The following is a 19069-nucleotide window of genomic DNA, read 5'->3' on the forward strand; positions in this document are numbered from 1 at the left end:
CAGTCGCACGCGCCAAAGAATGAACCCGCTCCCGAACTGAACAAGCCGCACCCCATGGCACCTGAATTCTTTTCAGACCCGACCACAGGTCTTTTCAAATGGCACCCCGAAGCGCCTGCCGATAATGTCCGGTTGCCTTTCGCAACCCGATAAACAGACAGACAGACAAATACAGGAGACGCCCGTGTCCGACCTTTCCAAGATCACCAGCATCGAAGACCTCCGGGTGATCGCCAAGCGGCGCGTGCCGAAAATGTTCTACGACTACGCCGACTCCGGCGCGTGGACAGAAGGCACCTACCGCGCCAACGAGAGCGACTTTCAGAAGATCAAGCTGCGCCAGCGCGTGGCCGTGAACATGGAAGGCCGCTCCACCCGCACCACCATGGTCGGCCAGGACGTTGCCATGCCCGTGGCCATTGCGCCCACCGGCCTCACAGGCATGCAGCACGCCGACGGAGAAATTCTTGGCGCGCGCGCGGCCAAGGCCTTCGGCATTCCGTTCACGCTCTCGACCATGAGCATTTGCTCGCTCGAGGACATTGCCGAGAACACCGACCGGCATCCGTTCTGGTTCCAGCTCTACGTCATGAAAGACCGCGACTTCATCGAGCGCCTCATCGAACGTGCCAAGGCCGCCAACGTCACCGCCCTGCAGCTCACCCTCGACCTGCAGATCCTGGGCCAGCGCCACAAGGACATCAAGAACGGCCTTACCGCGCCGCCCAAGCCCACCATCAAGAACCTCATCAACCTGGCCACCAAGCCGCGCTGGTGCATGGGCATGCTCGGCACCAAGCGCCGTACCTTCGGCAACATCGCGGGCCACGCCAAGGGCGTGAAAGACCTGTCGTCGCTGTCGTCGTGGACCGCCGAGCAGTTCGACCCGGCACTGAGCTGGGCCGACGTCGAATGGATCAAGAAGCTCTGGGGCGGCAAGCTCATTCTGAAGGGCGTGATGGACGCTGAAGACGCGCGCCTGGCAGCAGCCAGCGGCGCCGACGCGCTCATCGTGTCCAACCATGGCGGCCGCCAGCTCGACGGCGCGCCCTCTTCCATTGCCGCGCTGCCGGCCATCGTCGATGCCGTCGGCAGCCAGATCGAGGTGTGGATGGATGGCGGCATCCGCAGCGGGCAGGACGTGCTCAAGGCACGCGCGCTCGGCGCCCGCGGCACCCTCATCGGCCGCAGCTTCTTGTACGGCCTGGGTGCCCACGGGCAAGAGGGCGTGACGCGCGCGCTGCAGCTCATCCACAAGGAGCTCGACATCACCATGGCCTTCTGCGGCCGCACCAACATCAACGACGTCGATTCGAGCATCCTGCTGCCGGGCACCTTCTAGGCCCCTTGCGGGGCGGGCCGGGGGCGGCGGACAAGACCCCTTCGAGGGCAGGCTGATGCGGCGCCGGCTGACACGCAGGGGCCACGTGCAGGCGCAAGATGTTGCTGCAACAACAACATCGCCCGCCCGCACGGCAGGCCAGAGAAGGCACCATGAGCGCAGTCACGCCAACCCATGGAGGCCATGCGGCCTCTGCTTCTTCTTCATCGTCGCCGACGTCCTCACAGCCACCGCACTACACGGCCGAAGAAAAGCGCCACCGTGTCTTCGCGATCATGGCGGCCTCTTCCGGCAACCTGGTCGAGTGGTTCGACTTCTACGTGTATGCCTTCTCGGCGCTCTACTTTGCGCCGGCGTTCTTTCCCAAATCGGACCCCACCGCGCAGCTGCTGAACACCGCCGGCGTGTTCGCGGCCGGCTTCCTCATGCGGCCCATCGGCGGCTGGCTCTTCGGCCGCGTGGCCGACCGGCTCGGGCGCAAGACATCGATGCTCATCTCCGTCACCATGATGTGCGGCGGCTCCCTCGTCATCGCGTGCTTGCCCACCTATGCGCAGATCGGCGCATGGGCGCCCTTCCTGCTGCTGATGTGCCGGCTGTTCCAGGGCCTGTCGGTGGGCGGCGAATACGGCACCACCGCCACCTACATGAGCGAAGTCGCGCTGCGCGGCCAGCGCGGCTTTTTCTCGTCGTTCCAGTACGTCACGCTGATCGGCGGACAGTTGCTCGCGGTGCTCGTCATCGTGGTGCTCGAACAGCTGCTCACCGAGGCGGAGCTGAAGGCCTGGGGCTGGCGCATTCCGTTCGTCATCGGCGCCATTGCCGCTGTCGTTGCGCTGCTGCTGCGCCGCACGCTGCATGAAACCCAGAGCGCCGAGGCCAAGGCCAACAAGGAAGCCGGCAGCATGGCCGGCCTGTTCAAGCACCACACGCCGGCCTTCTTGACCGTGCTGGGCTACACCGCCGGCGGCTCGCTCATCTTCTACACCTTCACCACCTACATGCAGAAGTACCTGGTGAACACCGTGCACCTGCCCATCAAGACCGCCAGCTATGTGATGACCGGCGCGCTCTTCGTCTACATGTGCATGCAGCCGCTGTTCGGTGCCCTGTCGGACCGCATCGGGCGGCGCAACAACATGCTGCTGTTCGGTGGACTGGGTGCACTGGCTACGGTGCCCATCTTGACCGCGCTGCAGTACACCACCAGCCCCGTGATGGCCTTCGTGCTCATCATCCTGGCGCTGGCCATCGTGAGCTTCTACACCTCGATCAGCGGCATCGTGAAGGCCGAGATGTTTCCGCCCGAAGTGCGCGCGCTGGGCGTCGGACTCGCGTACGCCGTGGCCAATGCGATCTTCGGCGGCTCGGCGGAATACGTGGCGCTGGGGCTCAAGTCACTGGGGCACGAGTCAGCGTTCTTCTGGTACGTGAGCGCGATGATGGTGATTGCGTTTCTGGTGAGCTTGCGGTTGCCGAGGCAGGCGAGTTATTTGCATCACGATCATTGAAGGTGGCGGCCATGCATGGCTACGCTGCAGTTGTCTCTGCGTGGCTATACTGCGCCGGTCACGTCGAAAAAGGGCGTGATCGGGATTGGCGTCCCGTTGAAATCACTGCGACGTAAAAGCCGCAGCCACCCCGCAGGGTCTGCGGCTTTGTCGTTCGTGCTTCCATTTTTTGGCGGCTCGATGGGCGGGCGCGAGCCCGGCCGGTTTCACGCAAGTGGTTTCCCGGTACGCCAACCCGTCGAGCCGCCGCCCTCAATTGGCGTTGGGTGCGGTGGTTTCAGCAAACTGAAACCCTTGGAGGTCATTCATGACCAGTACCGCTCGCTCGTCCGCGCACACCCCCTCGCTCCCGGAATCTTCTGAGGCCGCCAGCGTCGAGTCTCTTGTGCTTCAGGCATGCGATGACATCGACAGCCTTCACGTGGTGCGGCGTGCCTATGCGTGCCTCGAAAAACTCATCGTTCCGCAGCACGTGAACGAGACCGAAGAGGTCTATCCGACGCGCGCTGAACTCGGCGCGCTGGTGCGGCTGGTCAATGAGGAACTGCAGCGCTGCATCGAAACGGTCGACACCACGATTCAAGCGTTGCGCGTTGGCCTGGGCGAAGGCTGTGCGCCATGAAGCGACAGTGCCCGGCACATTGATCGTTCATGCATTCATTCACGACTTCATGAATGGCCGGAACGGCGCGCTCAGCAGGCAGCCCAGCCAGAGCGCGGCAAGGCCATCCGATGCCTCGTCGTGCCAGCCGCTCTTGTCGCTCCATAGGAGCTCCTTGTCGTCGATCTGCACGCGCCATGTTGCGTCGGCAAGGACTTCGCGGCGAATACGGTTGAGACAGGCCACCCAATGGCTTGCGCCCTTGTGCAGGGCGAAGGCCTTGTTGTCGGGGAGCTTGGTGGCGCCTGCCAGCACCTTGCCGTCATGGAGATCTGACGCGGCGTAGAGCGTGAAGCTCTCCCAGTTCAGGCCCTTGCCGGATTGCTCGTGGCGTTCGATCTCATCATGTTTGTCGAAGGCTCGCACGACTGCATCCACGCGCTGGGCTTCCTCGTTGGTCAGAGGGGTGTCGCGTTTGGCGTCGTAGTAGATGCTGAAGCTCATGGTTGGCGATTTTTCGAGTTGACCTGCAAGGGTGGTGGATTCTGGATCGTGGTCATGGATGGTGGGCGCCGAAAAATGATCGACAAGGTCGCACAGAGAGTCGAGGAGTCCAGTGCACTTGCCCAGGGCAAAAAATGGCTTGAACACCATTCATTCATTCCTGACTGGGCAACTCCGACCGTCAACGATTCGGGCGACGAAGCCAGTTTGGAAGAGAGAGCAGCCCCTTCCGTGGAAGGTCGAAGCAGCCCGCGCTGCTCAATTCCTATCTGCGTATCCTTCTATAGAGCAAAAACCCATCCACGGCCAGCATGAAAGCAAGCACGCATCCCACTGGCCACAGAGACCACAATTTCCACGACAGAAAAGCCGAGTACGGAAGCAGCAGCAAGAACAACGCATTCACAGCCATATAGAACAGTGAATGATCCCAGACTGATTCGTTGCGCTTGCGTTGGAAGGAGAGTTTCATCTTGAGCAACCACGTTGGAGTCGAGAGTTGGGAGGAAGGTGAGGAGCTTTGTCGCCAAAAATCCTTTTTTAGTAGTGCTTCTTGAGCAGGTGTCTCCGGCTGCCTAGAAGGAAGCCGCATATCAATCCCACTGCACGCTTCGAGTTGCGCGGTCCAACGCAGAGCGAGCGGACCGCTCGTCTTGCGTGTAGATCACGCTGAGAAACACGATTCCCCGCGACGAACAAAGCACATGCGCCAAAATATGCTGAGCGGGTTGGTCTTGACTGTCAAAGGAGCCGACAACAGAGTACTGGACTTGCCCATCAGAACGAATCTTCTCTGAGAACTTGAAGTGGTCTGGCTCTTGTTTTGCGAAGTAGAAAAAACTCTCGTGAACTCTCTTCTTCTCGCAAATCGGCACTCGATCGGGGACAGTGCGCTGCAGAACCTCAACCGTGAGTACAGGCAAAGCGTCTTCGGTCGAGCTAAGGTTCGCTACAGCGATGTTGGCTTTTTCTTTTCGAATATTCCACGCCATAGGGAATGCGACCGTTACCGCTTCCAACCGTAGTGGAACTTCTTCAGCTGCAGCTCCCATCGAGATGAGCACAATAGAAATGATCGCTAGCTTGGAAAGCATGTGGTACCGCATTGGGTTGGGTGGGTTGACGAAAGCACAGCTCAATCGAATGAGCGACAAGGTGGGCAGCTTCGCTCAATCGTTTCGCCTCGTCGCATCATTCGCGAGTGCCTTCACGAACGGTGCGGTTTCTTGAGAACAAGTCGGTGATCCCACATAGAAGCCCTGCAAGCCAGCCACCTGCAAGAAGCGCCCCCATGCCGAGTGCAGGCAGAGGAGTTTTGCTCAGCGTGTTGGCAACTGCAACGGGAGCACTCATGTATTCCAGCACCCAATAGACGACAGAGGTCGTGATGCTTCCAAGCTTTACGTAGTTGATTGCCTGTGGATTTCCACGCTCGTTTGACCCACTTTCTCATCGAACTCTGCTCTCGCTTCTGCGCACCGATGCACAGGGCCACGGGCGCACACTCAGGGGTAGACGCGACTCGAGTGGCAACGGAAACGTGAGTCATGTTCTCGGCGGAAATCAGCAGAACCACACTTCAAAGTCATTGAGCATGGCCTGAAGCTGAGTCGACTCCGTTGCACCGAGTTCTATACCTGTACCGTCCGTGATGCCCTTGACCAAGTAATGCTCGGGCTCTGAACGAATCCCTCACGTTTGAGGATTTGCAGCCCGCCGGACCATGCTTTAACCAAGCCCCATTCTCCAAACGATCCAGAACAAGAGTCCGGCACCGCCGCCCAGCAGCGCAAATCTTAATAATGTCGAAAAATCGATGCTCCCACCAACCCGCACCGCCAGGAGCGTGATTGCTCCAACGAGGATGCCGGACACAGTCGCTGACCACCATCTAACCAGCTTGAGCTTATTCAGCACGAAGAACATCGGAATCCCGAGAACGGCTGTGGCGGCTGCAGCGAAGAAATAGGCTACCAAGAACGTGCCAGCAATAGACCCTAGATCACGATCACCGGAGAGCGGAAACACTATTGCCAGGTAGGCAGTGGGGAGTACGGACGCGGCGAGAAGTCCTAGCGATGTTGCGGATTTCTGGCTCATTTCTTTCCTACCTGCAAGTGCATTCATCAACAAACTTCTTCATCTGCCGCCCTCCATACCAACTCATTGCCAACGGCCTCTATCATCGACGGCACCAACAACTCGAGGGCACCGGGCGGAGCCCCGTTAATCAATCACGACTTCGTAAAAATCCGGAACGGCGCGCTCAGCAGGCAGCCCAGCCAGAGCGCGGCAAGGCCATCCGATGCCTCGTCGTGCCAGCCGCTCTTGTCACTCCATAGGAGCTCCTTGTCGTCGATCTGCACGCGCCATGTCGCGTCGGCAAGGACTTCGCGGCGAATACGGTTGAGGCAGGCCACCCAATGGCTTGCACCCTTGTGCAGGGCGAAGGCCTTGTTGTCTGGGAGCTTGGTGGCGCCTGCCAGCACCTTGCCGTCATGGAGATCTGAGGCGTCGTAGAGCGTGAAGCTCTCCCAGTTGAGGCCTTTGCCTGATTGTTCGTGGCGTTCGATTTCATCGTGTTTGTCGAAGGCACTCACGACTGCATCCACGCGCTGGGCGTCCTCGTTGGTCAGAGGGGTGTCGCGTTTGGCGTCGTAGTAGATGCCGAAGCTCATGGCTTTTTTTCTGGATTTCCGTAGGCCTAATTCTCGCGATTGAAAATTTCTTTCATCCGGTTTTTTGCTATTTTAAATATCATTCTTGACGCCATGTAATCCAAAAATGAAAGCCAAATAACAGCATCCGCCTCTTTGGCTATCATACTCTCACCATCGAGGCACTTTAAAAATTTAGTGACCTCGAAAAACAAATCACCCTCCACTCCCAGAAAGACCTCTTTAAGAAGAAGGTTCAAATCTTTATTTAAACCCTCACCATCTTTATAGTAATTAAACCAAGCATCGTGTATCAACCAAGAACTGAGTCTCGTGTCGGGAGAGAGTTCAAAATACTTTAAGTAAATATGCAAATTTAAGTCAAGCTCACCACTAACATCTTCTACGCCGTATTGAGCAATAGCATCCTCAAGAATTTCTCTTAGAAATATCAGGCGATTTTCAATTTCCCCAACGTCGGATGTGCTTAGTTTTTTTTCAAATGAGGTCCACAGGGCTATGTCTAGCATGATTATTCCGGCAGCGGTTGATTTGCAGCTTGCTCCCATTCTGGCAGCATGGAAGGTAGCGTTGTGCAGTTTAGCTTTACGCGCCTAATGGCATCTTGCAAAGCCACTTGAAGTTCTCTAACCGCTTTCGCGTGGCCCGCATCCCTACCTCGGGTGCCCCCAGATTCGTACTGAGGCAATCGCTTGGTTGTCAACCTCCAATAAGAATTTGACGCATCAACGATTGCTTTTTCGCAGGCCTTATTGCAATCATCCGGAAATACAATTGGCGGTGGTATCCGAATCGGCGTTGGCGTCATGCCAGCTTCGTTGCAAGCAATAGCACTAGCTGGAGTTTGATAGCACCGTTGAAGTGACGTTAGCAATCCAAGTGGGTCTGTGAAGCTTAGAGGGTTGCCACCCACGTATCCAAACCGATTCCACCCGCCATCCAGTCCAATCGGATCCGGCTGGCTGTACCGTCCCGTCCTCGCGTCATAGCTGCGGAAGTAGTTGTAGAACAGCCCCGACTCCTCATCCGCATACTGCCCCGGATACCTCAGGTTGAACTTCACCTCGGAGAGGTTCGTGGTGCCAGGATTCGGCGTCGTCTCCAGATTGGCGAAGCGGTGCCTCGCCAGCGTCGGCTTGTCTTCGCCGAACGCGCTGTAGCCCCACTGCCAGACAGCCTGTCCATCCACATTGGTGAGCTTGCGCGGCGTGTTCAGGTGATCGCTGTGCGCTGCATAGGTGGCACCGTTGATCACCGCCGCAACCGGCATCGGCCCATTGGCTGTCTGCAGGTAGATGTATTGCGCCTGCCCCGCACTGCTCGTGCCGCCGCTGCCCACCTCTGCAATCAACGTGCCCTGCTCGTCGTAGACATACGCATAGCCCAGTTGCTCTGCTTGGCTTGTACTCGGGTTCCACAGCTTCGTGAAGAACGCCACCAGGCTCTGCATGAACCCCGGGTCGGCTGCATTGCCATGGCTCGGCGGATACAGCGGCTCGGTCTTGAACACCCGCTGCCCCAGCGCGTTGTGCGCGTAGCGCGTGGTCGGGCTGACATCGGTGGCACCGGTGGTCGAGGCACCGAGGCGCCCTTCGGCGTCGTAGGTGTAGCTGCGCAGACCATCGCTCACGAGGTCACCGTTGGCGCTGTAGCCGTAGGTGACGCTGGTGTTGCTCGCGCCGTTGATGCTCTGGGTGAAGCCCGGGATCGTCGTGGCCTGGCCCAAGGCATTGGTGATCTAGCTGGGCAGGCCGAGGCTGTCGTGCTGGGTGCTGGCGCTGCCCACATCGGCGCAGGCCTCGGCGGTGGCGTTGCCTTGGGCGTCGCGCCCATACGCGGTGACGACGCCTTTGAAGTCCTTAGCTTCGGTGACGGCGTTCAGAGCGTTGTACTTCAGCGTGGCCGTTGCATTGGCCGCATCGGTCAGCCGATGGGCTGCGTCGTAGGTGTAGCCAGTGACAAGGCCGTTGGGGGCCATCGTGCTGACGACGCGCTTGGCTGTGTCGTGGGTGTAGTTGGTGACGTGGCCAAGGGCGTTGGTGGCTGTCAGGACGTTGCCGAGGAGGTCATAGGTGTAGCTCGTCACCGCACCGTTGGGCTCGGTCTGAGAACTCGCCGAGCCCTGAGTGGTGTAGATTCACTGCCAGAGTTGGGCCTTGTTGGTCGCTGTATCTGTGATAGTCCTCGACAGGGTGTTGCCGAAGGCATCGTAGGTGTAGGCGGTGGTACGGCCGGGCTCGGTGATCAACGCGGGCAGGCTGAAGGTCGCATGCCATTGAGTAGTCACCGTTCGTGCCTCCGGAGTGCCAGAGGCGTAGACCACGGTGATCGGCAAACCTGCGCTTCAGCCTGATGCACCTGGGCGTTGAAGACTTGACGATCAGCATCCGCCGCAAGATCGTTGAGGCAATCCCATTCTGCGGATGCTTCAGGATGCTTGTCGCGCTTTCTCATCGCCATCTCACGAATAGCGATTGCAGATCGCAGCAACTGCTCGCGCGTATCGAGAATGTCTTTGCTGGCTACGTTCACGACTAGTCTGCCGTTACAAGCTCTTTGTCGGGGGTACTAGATTCGTCCCTCGAATTGCTCAGAAAGCTCCGACAAGCCCACCCAACCCTCAACAAACGCCGAAAGGACCTTTTCGTCTTGCGCCGTTAGTTCGCGATGATGCTGAGCGAGCAGCTTTCGTATCGCTTCCGCCCCTCGTTCGCGATCTGTGGCGGGCATCGCATCAACTGCGATGTCGAGCTTTTCCATTTCGCTTCGCAACTTATCTAGCGAATCCATGTTGACCCCTATCTTCCATAGAGCCAGAAGAGTGGGAGCTTTTCCCAGTACGGGCATTCTGACATGTACTTTTGAGCGCTATCGTTGTAGAAAGCCTTGGAGCTGAAAGCATCTCCGCCCAGCGTCTCGACTATCTTGATCTTCGTGTAGAGAGTCTTCAGAAGGATCAGTCGTTCTCGGCAGTCCCGGTCCTCAGGCGTGTTGCATCTCGAAAATTGCCATTCGCTCTTAGGCCCGTTGTCCTTGAAGTCAAGCTCTTGCTCCCATTCAGATTGCCATCCATCGTTTCCTTGACTAAGCGCGCCAGCAGTTCCAAGGCCAAGACCCACTGCGGCAGCCCCCGCGCGCCCTCCGAGTCCTCCGCCACTGCCGCCTGGGCCAATTCCGCCGCCACCGCCGCCCTCTAAAATCCGATTAGTGGAAGGGCGCAGATGGCTTAGTTGTTGCAACCCTTTGGGGTCTACGAAGCTGAGCGGATCGCCACCGACATATCCGAACCGGTTCCAGCCTCCATCGAGCCCAATTGGATCGCCCTGCGTATAGCGTCCAAGGGGCGGAATGTAGCTTCTGAACCCGTTGTAAAACAGCCCCGACTCCTCATCCGCATACTGCCCCGGATACCTCAGGTTGAACTTCACCTCGGAGAGGTTCGTGGTGCCCGGATTCGGCGTCGTCTCCAGATTGGCGAAGCGGTGCCTCGCCAGCGTCGGCTTGTCTTCCCCGAATGCGCTGTAGCCCCACTGCCAGACAGTTTGTCCATCCGCATTGGTGAGCTTGCGCGGCGTGTTCAGGTGATCGCTGTGCACCGCGTAGGTGGCCCCGTTAACCACCGCCGCAATCGGCATCGGCCCATTGGCTGTCTGCAGATAGATGTACTGCGCCTGCCCCGCACTGTTCGTGCCGCCGCTGCCCACTTCCGCGATCAGCGTGCCCTGCTCGTCGTAGACATACGCATAGCCCAGTTGTTCAGCCTGGCTTGTGCTCGGACTCCACAGCTTCGTGAAGAACGCCACCAGGCTCTGCATGAACCCCGGGTCGGCTGCATTGCCATGGCCCGGTGGATACAGCGGCTCGGTCTTGAAGACGCGCTGCCCCAGCGCGTTGTGCGCGTAGCGCGTGGTCGGGCTGACATCGGTGGCACCTGTGGTCGTGGCACCGAGGCGCCCTTCGGCGTCGTAGGTGTAGCTGCGCAGACCATCGCTCACGAGGTCACCGTTGGCGTTGTAGCCGTAGGTGACGCTGGTGTTGCTCGCGCCGTTGATGCTTTGGGTGAAGCCCGTGAGCCGGTTGCTTGATGCACCCACTGTGTAGGTGCGGTTGGTGCTCAGACCAGCGACGGCCCGGGTGCTGCTGCTTCGGTTGCCGTTGGCGTCGTAGCCGAAGCCTGCCGTGTTGCCCGTGGTATCGAAGCTGGTGATGCGCCCGACAACGTTGTAGCCCACACTCCATGTCTGCGGCGCCAGCGAGATGGTGCTGTGCGCAGGATCAGCGTCACCGGGTTGGTACAGGCTCTGCGTCAGGCTGGTGATGCGGCCTGCGGCGTCGTAGACGTAGCTGCTGAACTCGGTGGCGGTCAGGCGGCCTGCGGTGTCATAGGCCCGGCTGGCAGCCACGGCGGGGTTCGCAAACGCCCAGGTCCATGCGGTGGGCTGGCCCAGCGGGTTCCAGGCGATGCCGGTGACGAGAGGGTTACCGTTCCAGTTCAGGCCCGCAAGGCGGCCGGTGGCGTCGTAGACGTGGGTGAGCGTGGCACCGTTGGGGTAGCCGATGCTCGCCAGCGTGCCGTTGGCGTTGTAGCTGTAGCTCACCTGCTGCACGCTGCCGTTGATCAGCGTCTGCTTCTTGAGGGTGACGCGGCCGAAGGCATCGCGGGTGTACTCGGTGGTGCCGCTGCGGTCCACGATCTCGGACAGATACCCCTTGCTGTTGGCCGTGAGGTCGTAGCGCAGGGTGGTGGTCTTGCCATCGGCGAAGACGAGGCTGGTCGGGCGGCCCAACGCGTCGCGGGTGATGGTCGTGGCCTGGCCCAGGGCGTCGGTGATCTGGCTGGGCAGGCCGAGGTTGTCGTACTGGGTGCTGGCGCTGCCCACGTCGGCGCTGGCTTCGGTGGTGGCGTTGCCTTGGGCGTCGCGCCCATACGCGGTGACTACGCCTTTGAAGTCCTTGGCTTCGGTGACGGCATCGAGGGCGTTGTACTTCAGCGTGGCCGTTGCGTTGGTTGCATCGGTCACGGCCTTGACGCGGCGCAGGCCGTCGAGGCCGTAGCTGGTGCTCTGGCTCAGGCCATTGGTTGCGGTGATCAGTTCGCCATTCGCGTCGTAGCCAAAGGCACTGGTCTGGTTCGGGCCTTCGGTCTTGGCGCTCAGGCGGTTGATGTTGTTGATGGTGCGGGCGGTGTTCCATGCCACGGTGCCAGCGCTGTCCTTGATCTGCTCGGCAGTGCGGTTGCCCATGCCGTCGAGGGTGTAGGTGCCGCTCTCGCCTCGGTTGTTGCTCCAGCCGGTCAGGCGATGCGCTGCGTCGTAGGTGTAGGTCAGGACGAGGCCGGTGGGCAGCGTGACCGTCTCTACGGTGCCGTAGGGCTTGTAGGTGAGCGTTGTGGTCTGGCCGCCGATGGTCTGGGTCAGCAGGCGGTCACGAGCGTCGTAGGTATAGCCAGTGGCGAGGCCGTTGGGGGCCGTCGTGCTGACGACGCGGTTGGCTGTGTCGTAGGTGTAGCTGGTGACATGACCGATTGCGTTGGTGGCTGACAGGACGTTTCCGAGGAGGTCATAGGTGTAGCTCGTCACCGCACCGCTGGGTTCGGTCTGAGAACTCACCAAGCCTTGGGCGGTGTAGGTCCACTGCCAGAGTTGGGCCTTGTTGGTTGCTGTGTCGGTGATGGTCTTCGACAGTGCGTTGCCGAAGGCATCGTAGGTATAGGCGGTGGTGCGGCCGGCTTCAGTCACCAGTACTGGCAACGCAAAGGTCGCATGCCACTGAGTGGTCACTGTCCGGGCATCGGGCGTGCCCGAGGCGTAGATCACGGTAGTGGGTAGGCGGCGATTGACGTCCCAGGTTGTTGTTGTGATCACCCCATTGAAATCCGTCTCCGATGTCACAAGGCCATTGACATCTTGTACTCGGGAGACGGCATCAGCTTCGCCCAAACCCGATGGAAGCGAGCCGCTTGTGACCGCCAATTTTTCTTGGATGGACCCGTAGGTGTAACTGCGACTAGTGCCCAGAGGATCGACTACCGTGGCAGACCCCGTCGAAGGGTAACTGACTTGATATCGATCTACCACGCCAGCATGTTGGGTTGTCGTGGCCCGTCCCTGTGCATCGTAGGCGAAGGTAGCAAAGCGGATTCCACTCTCATCGACGATGCCAGTCAACGCCAGTGGAAACGCAACCGCCTCATAGGCAAAAGAACGAGTCTTTCCGTCAGGGTACGTGACGGTCGAGAGACGGCCTACTGAGTCGTAGACATATCCGATGGCACGAAGGTCTGGTGTGACGACACCAACCAGTTGCCCTCCGCCACTGTAGGTCAGTGAAAGGGTGCGGCCGAAGGTATTGCTGATGGTGGCAAGCTGACCCGAACCATCGTAGGCATAGGCGATGGCTTGGCCGTTGCGCAGGACCTTGGTCCGCAGTTTCCCATCGGCTGTGAAATTCAGGGTCGTGTCATCATCAGCGCTTCGATATATCCAAGCGCCGTCTCCGGCCTGTGCAAGCTGATCCACACTGTTGGCGGCAGCCCAGACATTCGAACCAATAGCCTTCGTAAAGGTACGCAGGTAGCCCTCGGGGCTAGTGATCGTGACGGCAATGGGATTGACTGTCGGTGCAGCGGTAAGGACTGTGGCGTGGTTGTGGGTCCAGGCCTTGCCCAAAGCGCCCGCCGCTCGCGAAGCGTCCGTACCCCAAGTGCTGCGGTAGATGCGCCTAAACGAGAGAGGGAGCGAACCGTTGTCTGCGAAATCGATGTCGGACTGGTATTTCTCAGCGGTCGCGGGAAGGATTGGGTTGCCTGGCGCGGCCCCATCGATTTTCTTGCAACTCAGAGGCGACGGCTCGGGCGAAACAGTCTTCTTGCATACAGCGCTGCCATCAACAGTTGAAGCAGCATCAACATAGCCGTTCGGACAACTCGATGTTTTGAGATAGCGACCAACATTGATTTGAGCGCTGTCCCAATCCACAGTTCGCGAGCATGGCGGCCCAATTGGCGCTATGTCGCGCACGGCCTTCGTAACGTAGGCGCGCCATTGCCATCCAGTCACAGGTCCATTCGGCCAATCGTCGGTAGTGACCGCTTTGACTCGGCCGCATATCGAATCGCCGCGATAAGCGGTCTCATAGCCTTCAAGCCAATTGACAGCTTCTGCTTCGCTTTGAAAGTCTGCGGCCCATGCCCCAAAACCGCCGCAGTCCGACGGGAAAATTGGCTTGGAGTACTGAGGGAACCTTGCAGGATCATTGAAGCAATAGCCAACATAGAGCCCATACAGAACGCGCGTCTTCTTGGCAATGCAAATGTCTTTTTGCGGATCGCACTGCGCGGAGCTGCTTTGAGCTGCCGCTATCGATGGAAAGCCAAGCGAAAGAAGCGCAGTGCCATAAAACGTTGCGGCCAAAACCAGTCTCAGCGCCCATGCCCCGAACAGGCGCGATTTCGTCTCCAGCATTGCACTTCTCCCCATGCTTTCTCATCGGTGTTTCTGAACATTTGTCGCGCCCTAGCAAGCCACGACAGTCAGCATTTCTTGAACAGTCAATCACCCCCTCAGGTGACGCGCACTGCCAAGCAGCGCACCCCGTACAAGTTGTTTCAGGTTAGCCGAAAGCCCACAGGCAAACAACGCCAGATCAATGACGCAAGAGACTTCAGCAAGCAGCTGAGTAGGGAAGTACGCAGTTCAATCGCGCATGCGTTGTCGCGATGACACTCACCCGATCCGGGCTCCGCATTCATGCGGACCAAGGCTGACGGCCGACCATGAGCCTGCCCTCAACCCAATCAAAACCTACAACTCAAATATCCGCCCCATCACCACCCACTTCTCCCCTTCAGGCGTCCAGGGCGTAGGCGCCTGAAACTTCCACATCAGCTCTTCCCATTCCCGGATCTTCGGATCGTTCTGCGAAGCCAGCGCCATCGCTTGTGCGTCGTAGCGCGCATCGTCCGTCTCCATCAGCATCACCATCCGCGTCCCGAGCCGATAGATCTCCATGCCGGTCACGCCCTGCGAAAGCAGATGCGCGCGCACTTCGGGCCAGATGCCGCGGTGATACGCCTCGTATTCCGCAATGAGCTTCGGGTCGTCTTTGAGGTCAAGGGCAAGGCAATGGCGCATGGGCAGCTCGTCTTAATGAGAAAAGTGAAGGCAGGAAGAAGAAGGAGGAAAGAAAAAATCAGGTCAACGCCCGGTCCAGATGCGTATACCCACCATCGACAAACACCCACTGCCCCGTCGTGTGCGACGCCTGCTCCGACAGCAGGAACACCACGTTGTTCGCAATCTCCTGCGGCGTGGTCATGCGCCGACCCAGCGGAATCTTGTCGGTGATGGCCGCGAGTTTGCGGTCGGGTTCGTCGAAGGTGGATATCCATCGCTGGTACAGCGGCGTCATCACCTCGGCGGGAATCACGGCGTTGACGCGCACGCCATCCGCCAGCAGCGATGCGGCCCACTCGCGCGTCAGCGAGAGCTGCGCGCCCTTGGCCGCGGTGTAGCCGCTGGTGTTGCCCTGCCCCGTCACCGCGGTCTTCGATGAGATGTTGACGATGGCGCCTTTGCTGGCCTTCAAATGCGGCAGGCAAAAGTGCGCCATCACGTAGCAGTGAATGAGGTTGCGCTCCAGCGAAGCCACGAAAGCCTCGCGGCCCGCTTCGAGGCCCACGCTGTCGTTCACGCCCGCGTTGTTGACGAGCCCGTCGATGCGGCCGAACTCGGCGACGGTCGCTTCAATGGCTTTGCCGCAGGCCGCCTCTTCCATCAGCTCGAACTGGATGAACTTCGCGCGCGGCTGCAGCGCGCGCAGCTCTTGCTCGAACGGCGCATCGAGCGGGTTCTTGCCGCAGATCACGGGCACGGCGCCTTCGCGCGCGAGCGTGAGCGAAATGGCGGCACCGATGCCGCTGCCGCCGCCGGTCACGATGACGACCTTGTCTTTCAGATGCAGGTCCATGGTTGTTTCGTGCCTTTTCTTTCTTGCAATGCTGCGTTGTCTGTCTATGTGTTTGTTCGTCTGTCTGTTCAGCCGCGAAAGCGGTACTGCGCGAGCGACTCGGGCTTCATGGTGATGGAGAAGCCCGCACCCTTCGGCGGCATGTACGCCGCGCCGCGAATCTCGCAGGGCTCCACAAAATGTTCGTGCAGGTGGTCGACGTATTCGATGACCCGGCCTTCGCGCGTGCCGGAGATGCAGAGGTAATCGATCATCGAAAGGTGCTGCACGTACTCGCACAGGCCCACGCCGCCGGCGTGCGGGCACACGGGCAGCTTGTACTTGGCGGCCATGAGCATCACGGCCAGCACTTCATTGACGCCGCCGAGCCGGCACGCGTCGATCTGCACCACGTCGATGGCGCCGCGCATGATGAACTGCTTGAACATGATGCGGTTCTGGCACATCTCGCCCGTGGCCACCTTCACGACCGGCGCAATGCCTTCGCGGATCTTGCGGTGGCCTTCGACGTCGTCGGGGCTGGTCGGCTCCTCGATGAACCAGGGCTTGGCAAACGCCAGTTGCCGCACCCAGTCGATGGCCTGGTCGACCTCCCAGACCTGGTTGGCGTCGATCATCAGGTGCCGATCGGGGCCGAGCACTTCGCGCGCCACGGCGAGGCGGCGAATGTCGTCCTGCAGGTCGCGCCCCACCTTGAGCTTGATGTGGTTGAAGCCCGCGTCGACGGCCTCTTGGGCCAGCCCGCGCAGCTTTTCGTCGGAGTAGCCGAGCCAGCCCGCGGAGGTGGTGTAGCAGGGGTAGCCTTCGGCCTGCAGCGTGGCAACACGCCCGGCCTTGCCGACGGCCGCCTCGCGCAGCAGCACGAGCGCTTCGTCGGGCGTGATGCAGTCGGTGATGTAGCGAAAGTCGATGCAGCGCACCAGCGCCTCGGGGCTCATGTCGGCCACGAGCTGCCACACGGGCTTGCCTTCGGACTTGGCCCACAGGTCCCACATGGCATTGACGACCGCGCCGGTGGCCAGGTGAATGGCGCCCTTGTCGGGGCCAATCCACCGCAGCTGGCTGTCGGAGGTAATGTGCCGCCAGAAGCGCCCCATGTCCTCGGCCACCCATTGCAGGTCGAGCCCCACGACCATGTGGCGCATGGCCTCGATGGCCGCGCAACAGATTTCATTGCCCCGGCCGATGGTGAAGGTCAGGCCGTGGCCTTCGAGCCCCGGCTGGTCGGTTTCGAGCACGACATACGCCGCGGAGTAATCCGGGTCGGGGTTCATCGCGTCGGAGCCATCGAGGTGCTTCGAAGTGGGAAAGCGCACGTCGAGAACGCGCATCGAGCGAACAATGGTCATGGGGTCTTCAAGGCTTCTTCAGGTCTTCAGGAAAGAGTCGGTCGCCCGAATCAGTCGTACAGCACTGCCGCGATCTTGGGATCGGCAATGTTGGTCTTGTCGTACCAGAAGAACCCGGTGTCGACGACCTTGGGCAGCTTCTCGCCCCTGATCGCCTTGACGGCCATCTCGACGGTCTTGTAGCCCATGCCCACGGGGTTCTGCGTGATGGCGCCGGCCATGCTGCCGTCCATGATGGCGTTCTTCTGCTGCTTGCCCGAGTCGTAGCCGATGATCACGACCTTGCCGCCGCGCTTCATTTCCTTCACGCCGTTGACCACGCCGATGGCGGAGCCCTCGTTGGCACCGAAGATGCCCTTGATGTTGGGTGATGCCTGCAGGATCGACTTGGTGATTTCGGTCGACTTCAGCTGGTCGCCGCCGCCGTACTGAACGCTCACGATCTTGATGTTCGGGTAGGTCGACTTGATGCGGTTGACGAACCCGTCGCGCCGGTCGACGCCGGTGCGGCTGGTCTGGTCGTGCACCACCAGCGCGACTTCACCCGACTTGCCGATCAGCTCCGCCATCTTGTCGGCGGCCAGCGCGGCGGCAGCCTTGTTGTCGGTCGTGGTGGTGGTCACGGGAATGTCGCTGTCCACGCCGGAGTCGAACGCCACCACGGGAATCTTCGCGGCCTGCGCCTTCTTCAGCAACGGAATGGCGGCCTGGCTGTCGAGTGCTGCAAAGCCGATGGCCTGCGGCTTCTTGGCGAGTGCGGCGGAGAGCATGTCGATCTGCTTGTCGACCATGGCCTCGGTCTCGGGGCCTTCGAAGGTGACCTTGACCTTCAGGTCTTTCGCGGCCTGGTCGGCACCCGATTTGACGGCCTGCCAGAACTGATGCTGGAAGCCCTTGGACACCAGCGGGATGTAGATCTCTTGCGCCTGCTGCGCGTGCGAAAGACCCGACAGGCCGATGAAGGACGCGGCCAGCGTGGTGGCAATTGCTCTTCTGTGAATCATGCAAAGTCTCCTTGGGGTTGTAGAAAAACGGAAAGGGGAAAAAAGGGGAAAAGAGTTCAGTGCTTGCTGCCGCTGCGGCGGCGCAGGATGTCGGCATACACGGCAAGAATGATGATCACGCCGGTGATCACTGTCTGCCACTCCTGCGCGACCGAGAGAATGCGCAGGCCGTTGATGAGCACGCTCATGATGAAGGCGCCGATGATCGTGCCGACGATGGTGCCGGTGCCGCCGCTGAGCGACGTACCGCCAATGACCACCGCCGCGATGGCATCGAGTTCGTAGCCCTGCCCCAGCGCGGGCTGCGCGGAGTTCAGGCGCGAGGCAATCAGCAGGCCCGCGATGCCGCAGATGCCGCCGCTTACCGTGTAGACCACGACCTTCCAGAAATCGGTGTTCACGCCCGAGAGGCGCACCGCTTCTTCGTTGCTGCCGAGCGCGAAGGTGTAGCGCCCCAGGATGGTCTTGTTGAGCAGGATGCTCGCGGCCACCGCCACCAGGAACAGGATGAGCACCGCGTTAGGAATCGGCAGCGACGGAATGAAGTAGCCGATCAGCGAATCTTGCGAAATGGCCGGAAAGTCCGGCGTGTCGTTGAAGTAGATCGGCTTGGTGCCCGAGATCACCAGCGACAGGCCCTTGAGCAGCATCATCATGCCGAGCGTGGCAATGAAGGGCGGGATCTTGAGCTTGGCGATCAGCACGCCCGACACAAAACCCGCCAGCGCGCCGAAGAAGATGGCCGCCGCAATGCCCAGCGCCAGCGGCATGCCCATGTAGGTGAGCACCACGCCGGCCATGACGGCGCAGAAGGTCATGAGCGTGCCCACCGAGAGGTCGATGCCCGCGGTGATGATGACGAAGGTGCAGGCAATGGCCAGCACGCCGTTCACCGCGGTCGATTGCAAAATGCTCACAAGGTTGTCGGTCTGCAAAAACTGCGGCGACGCAAGGCTGAAGAACACCATCAGCACGACGAGGCTGGCAAAGGCGAGCAGCTTCTGACGCGTATCGGGACGAAAAAGCCGGGCCTTCAGCGAGAAGCCGGGCGAGGCAGCGGTGGTGGGGGTGGGGGCGGCGGGGGTCGTCAACGGGGTATCTCCAGTCGTCATT

19 protein-coding genes are annotated in these 19069 nt (G+C 60.3%); 3 read left to right on the forward strand and 16 right to left on the reverse strand.

Translation table 11 applies throughout. The features are described 5' to 3' along the window. Positions 1-184 precede the first annotated feature (184 nt). The 3 genes from DBV14_RS03605 to DBV14_RS03615 all read left to right on the forward strand — a co-directional run bounded on the left by DBV14_RS03605 (position 185) and on the right by DBV14_RS03615 (position 3475). Complete coding sequence (locus DBV14_RS03605; RefSeq protein ID WP_124457836.1) at positions 185-1342, forward strand: alpha-hydroxy acid oxidase; 1158 nt, start codon at positions 185-187, stop codon at positions 1340-1342. A 152-nt stretch (positions 1343-1494) separates the two neighbouring features. After that, positions 1495-2853, forward strand: a complete 1359-nt coding sequence (locus tag DBV14_RS03610; protein WP_124457837.1) for an MFS family transporter — start codon at positions 1495-1497, stop codon at positions 2851-2853. Between the two features lie 307 nt (positions 2854-3160). Beyond that, complete coding sequence (locus DBV14_RS03615; protein WP_124457838.1) at positions 3161-3475, forward strand: hypothetical protein; 315 nt, start codon at positions 3161-3163, stop codon at positions 3473-3475. Positions 3476-3514: 39 nt separating this feature from the next. Here DBV14_RS03615 and DBV14_RS03620 read toward each other — a convergent pair whose 3' ends face one another. The 16 genes from DBV14_RS03620 to DBV14_RS03690 form a co-directional block, all read right to left on the reverse strand. Further along, positions 3515-4108 (reverse strand): hypothetical protein, encoded by a 594-nt coding sequence (locus tag DBV14_RS03620; RefSeq protein WP_124457839.1) that lies wholly within the window; start codon positions 4106-4108, stop codon positions 3515-3517. Positions 4109-4551: 443 nt separating this feature from the next. Continuing rightward, entirely contained in the window at positions 4552-5052 is a 501-nt protein-coding gene (locus DBV14_RS03625) for a hypothetical protein (protein ID WP_124457840.1), read from the reverse strand. A 634-nt stretch (positions 5053-5686) separates the two neighbouring features. Continuing rightward, positions 5687-6085, reverse strand: coding sequence for a hypothetical protein (locus DBV14_RS03630; protein ID WP_124457841.1), 399 nt, complete (start codon positions 6083-6085; stop codon positions 5687-5689). A 107-nt stretch (positions 6086-6192) separates the two neighbouring features. Then, positions 6193-6636, reverse strand: coding sequence for a hypothetical protein (locus tag DBV14_RS03635; protein WP_124457842.1), 444 nt, complete (start codon positions 6634-6636; stop codon positions 6193-6195). 26 nt (positions 6637-6662) lie between these two features. Continuing rightward, on the reverse strand, positions 6663-7145 hold the full coding sequence (locus DBV14_RS03640; protein ID WP_124457843.1) for a hypothetical protein: 483 nt from the start codon (positions 7143-7145) through the stop codon (positions 6663-6665). 2 nt (positions 7146-7147) lie between these two features. Then, positions 7148-8362 (reverse strand): RHS repeat-associated core domain-containing protein, encoded by a 1215-nt coding sequence (locus tag DBV14_RS03645; protein WP_124457844.1) that lies wholly within the window; start codon positions 8360-8362, stop codon positions 7148-7150. Positions 8363-8374: 12 nt separating this feature from the next. Continuing rightward, entirely contained in the window at positions 8375-8773 is a 399-nt protein-coding gene (locus DBV14_RS03650) for a hypothetical protein (protein WP_260396805.1), read from the reverse strand. Next, a complete protein-coding gene (locus tag DBV14_RS03655; protein WP_221621868.1) occupies positions 8774-8923 on the reverse strand; it encodes a hypothetical protein in 150 nt (49 codons plus the stop codon). Next, complete coding sequence (locus DBV14_RS33310) at positions 8920-9168, reverse strand: hypothetical protein (protein WP_185545917.1); 249 nt, start codon at positions 9166-9168, stop codon at positions 8920-8922. The genes DBV14_RS03655 and DBV14_RS33310 overlap by 4 nt, the downstream gene beginning before the upstream one ends. A gap of 36 nt (positions 9169-9204) precedes the next feature. Beyond that, on the reverse strand, positions 9205-9396 hold the full coding sequence (locus DBV14_RS03660) for a hypothetical protein (RefSeq protein ID WP_124457847.1): 192 nt from the start codon (positions 9394-9396) through the stop codon (positions 9205-9207). Between the two features lie 38 nt (positions 9397-9434). Then, entirely contained in the window at positions 9435-14099 is a 4665-nt protein-coding gene (locus tag DBV14_RS33315; RefSeq protein ID WP_185545914.1) for an RHS repeat-associated core domain-containing protein, read from the reverse strand. Between the two features lie 339 nt (positions 14100-14438). After that, positions 14439-14768: an L-rhamnose mutarotase gene (locus DBV14_RS03670; protein ID WP_124457849.1), complete on the reverse strand. Its 330-nt coding sequence runs from the start codon at positions 14766-14768 to the stop codon at positions 14439-14441. 58 nt (positions 14769-14826) lie between these two features. After that, complete coding sequence (locus DBV14_RS03675) at positions 14827-15603, reverse strand: SDR family oxidoreductase (RefSeq protein ID WP_124457850.1); 777 nt, start codon at positions 15601-15603, stop codon at positions 14827-14829. Positions 15604-15671: 68 nt separating this feature from the next. Further along, positions 15672-16952, reverse strand: a complete 1281-nt coding sequence (locus DBV14_RS03680; RefSeq protein ID WP_124457851.1) for an L-fuconate dehydratase — start codon at positions 16950-16952, stop codon at positions 15672-15674. Positions 16953-17002: 50 nt separating this feature from the next. Beyond that, complete coding sequence (locus DBV14_RS03685) at positions 17003-17956, reverse strand: ABC transporter substrate-binding protein (protein ID WP_124457852.1); 954 nt, start codon at positions 17954-17956, stop codon at positions 17003-17005. A 56-nt stretch (positions 17957-18012) separates the two neighbouring features. Continuing rightward, complete coding sequence (locus tag DBV14_RS03690) at positions 18013-19047, reverse strand: ABC transporter permease (protein WP_124457853.1); 1035 nt, start codon at positions 19045-19047, stop codon at positions 18013-18015. Positions 19048-19069 lie beyond the last annotated feature (22 nt).

This window comes from Variovorax sp. KBW07 (assembly GCF_003852515.1).
Classification (GTDB): domain Bacteria; phylum Pseudomonadota; class Gammaproteobacteria; order Burkholderiales; family Burkholderiaceae_C; genus Variovorax.

Excerpts from the sequence above, each read along its gene's own strand:
- DBV14_RS03675 (WP_124457850.1), bottom strand. The coding sequence starts at position 15,603 with ATGGACCTGCATCTGAAAGACAAGGTCGTCATCGTGACCGGCGGCGGC.
- DBV14_RS03625 (WP_124457840.1), bottom strand. The coding sequence starts at position 5,052 with ATGCTTTCCAAGCTAGCGATCATTTCTATTGTGCTCATCTCGATGGGA.
- DBV14_RS03640 (WP_124457843.1), bottom strand. The coding sequence starts at position 7,145 with ATGCTAGACATAGCCCTGTGGACCTCATTTGAAAAAAAACTAAGCACA.
- DBV14_RS03660 (WP_124457847.1), bottom strand. The coding sequence starts at position 9,396 with ATGGAAAAGCTCGACATCGCAGTTGATGCGATGCCCGCCACAGATCGC.
- DBV14_RS03670 (WP_124457849.1), bottom strand. The coding sequence starts at position 14,768 with ATGCGCCATTGCCTTGCCCTTGACCTCAAAGACGACCCGAAGCTCATT.
- DBV14_RS03620 (WP_124457839.1), bottom strand. The coding sequence starts at position 4,108 with ATGGTGTTCAAGCCATTTTTTGCCCTGGGCAAGTGCACTGGACTCCTC.
- DBV14_RS03635 (WP_124457842.1), bottom strand. The coding sequence starts at position 6,636 with ATGAGCTTCGGCATCTACTACGACGCCAAACGCGACACCCCTCTGACC.
- DBV14_RS03610 (WP_124457837.1), top strand. The coding sequence starts at position 1,495 with ATGAGCGCAGTCACGCCAACCCATGGAGGCCATGCGGCCTCTGCTTCT.
- DBV14_RS03680 (WP_124457851.1), bottom strand. The coding sequence starts at position 16,952 with ATGACCATTGTTCGCTCGATGCGCGTTCTCGACGTGCGCTTTCCCACT.
- DBV14_RS33315 (WP_185545914.1), bottom strand. The coding sequence starts at position 14,099 with ATGCTGGAGACGAAATCGCGCCTGTTCGGGGCATGGGCGCTGAGACTG.
- DBV14_RS03685 (WP_124457852.1), bottom strand. The coding sequence starts at position 17,956 with ATGATTCACAGAAGAGCAATTGCCACCACGCTGGCCGCGTCCTTCATC.
- DBV14_RS03615 (WP_124457838.1), top strand. The coding sequence starts at position 3,161 with ATGACCAGTACCGCTCGCTCGTCCGCGCACACCCCCTCGCTCCCGGAA.
- DBV14_RS03630 (WP_124457841.1), bottom strand. The coding sequence starts at position 6,085 with ATGAATGCACTTGCAGGTAGGAAAGAAATGAGCCAGAAATCCGCAACA.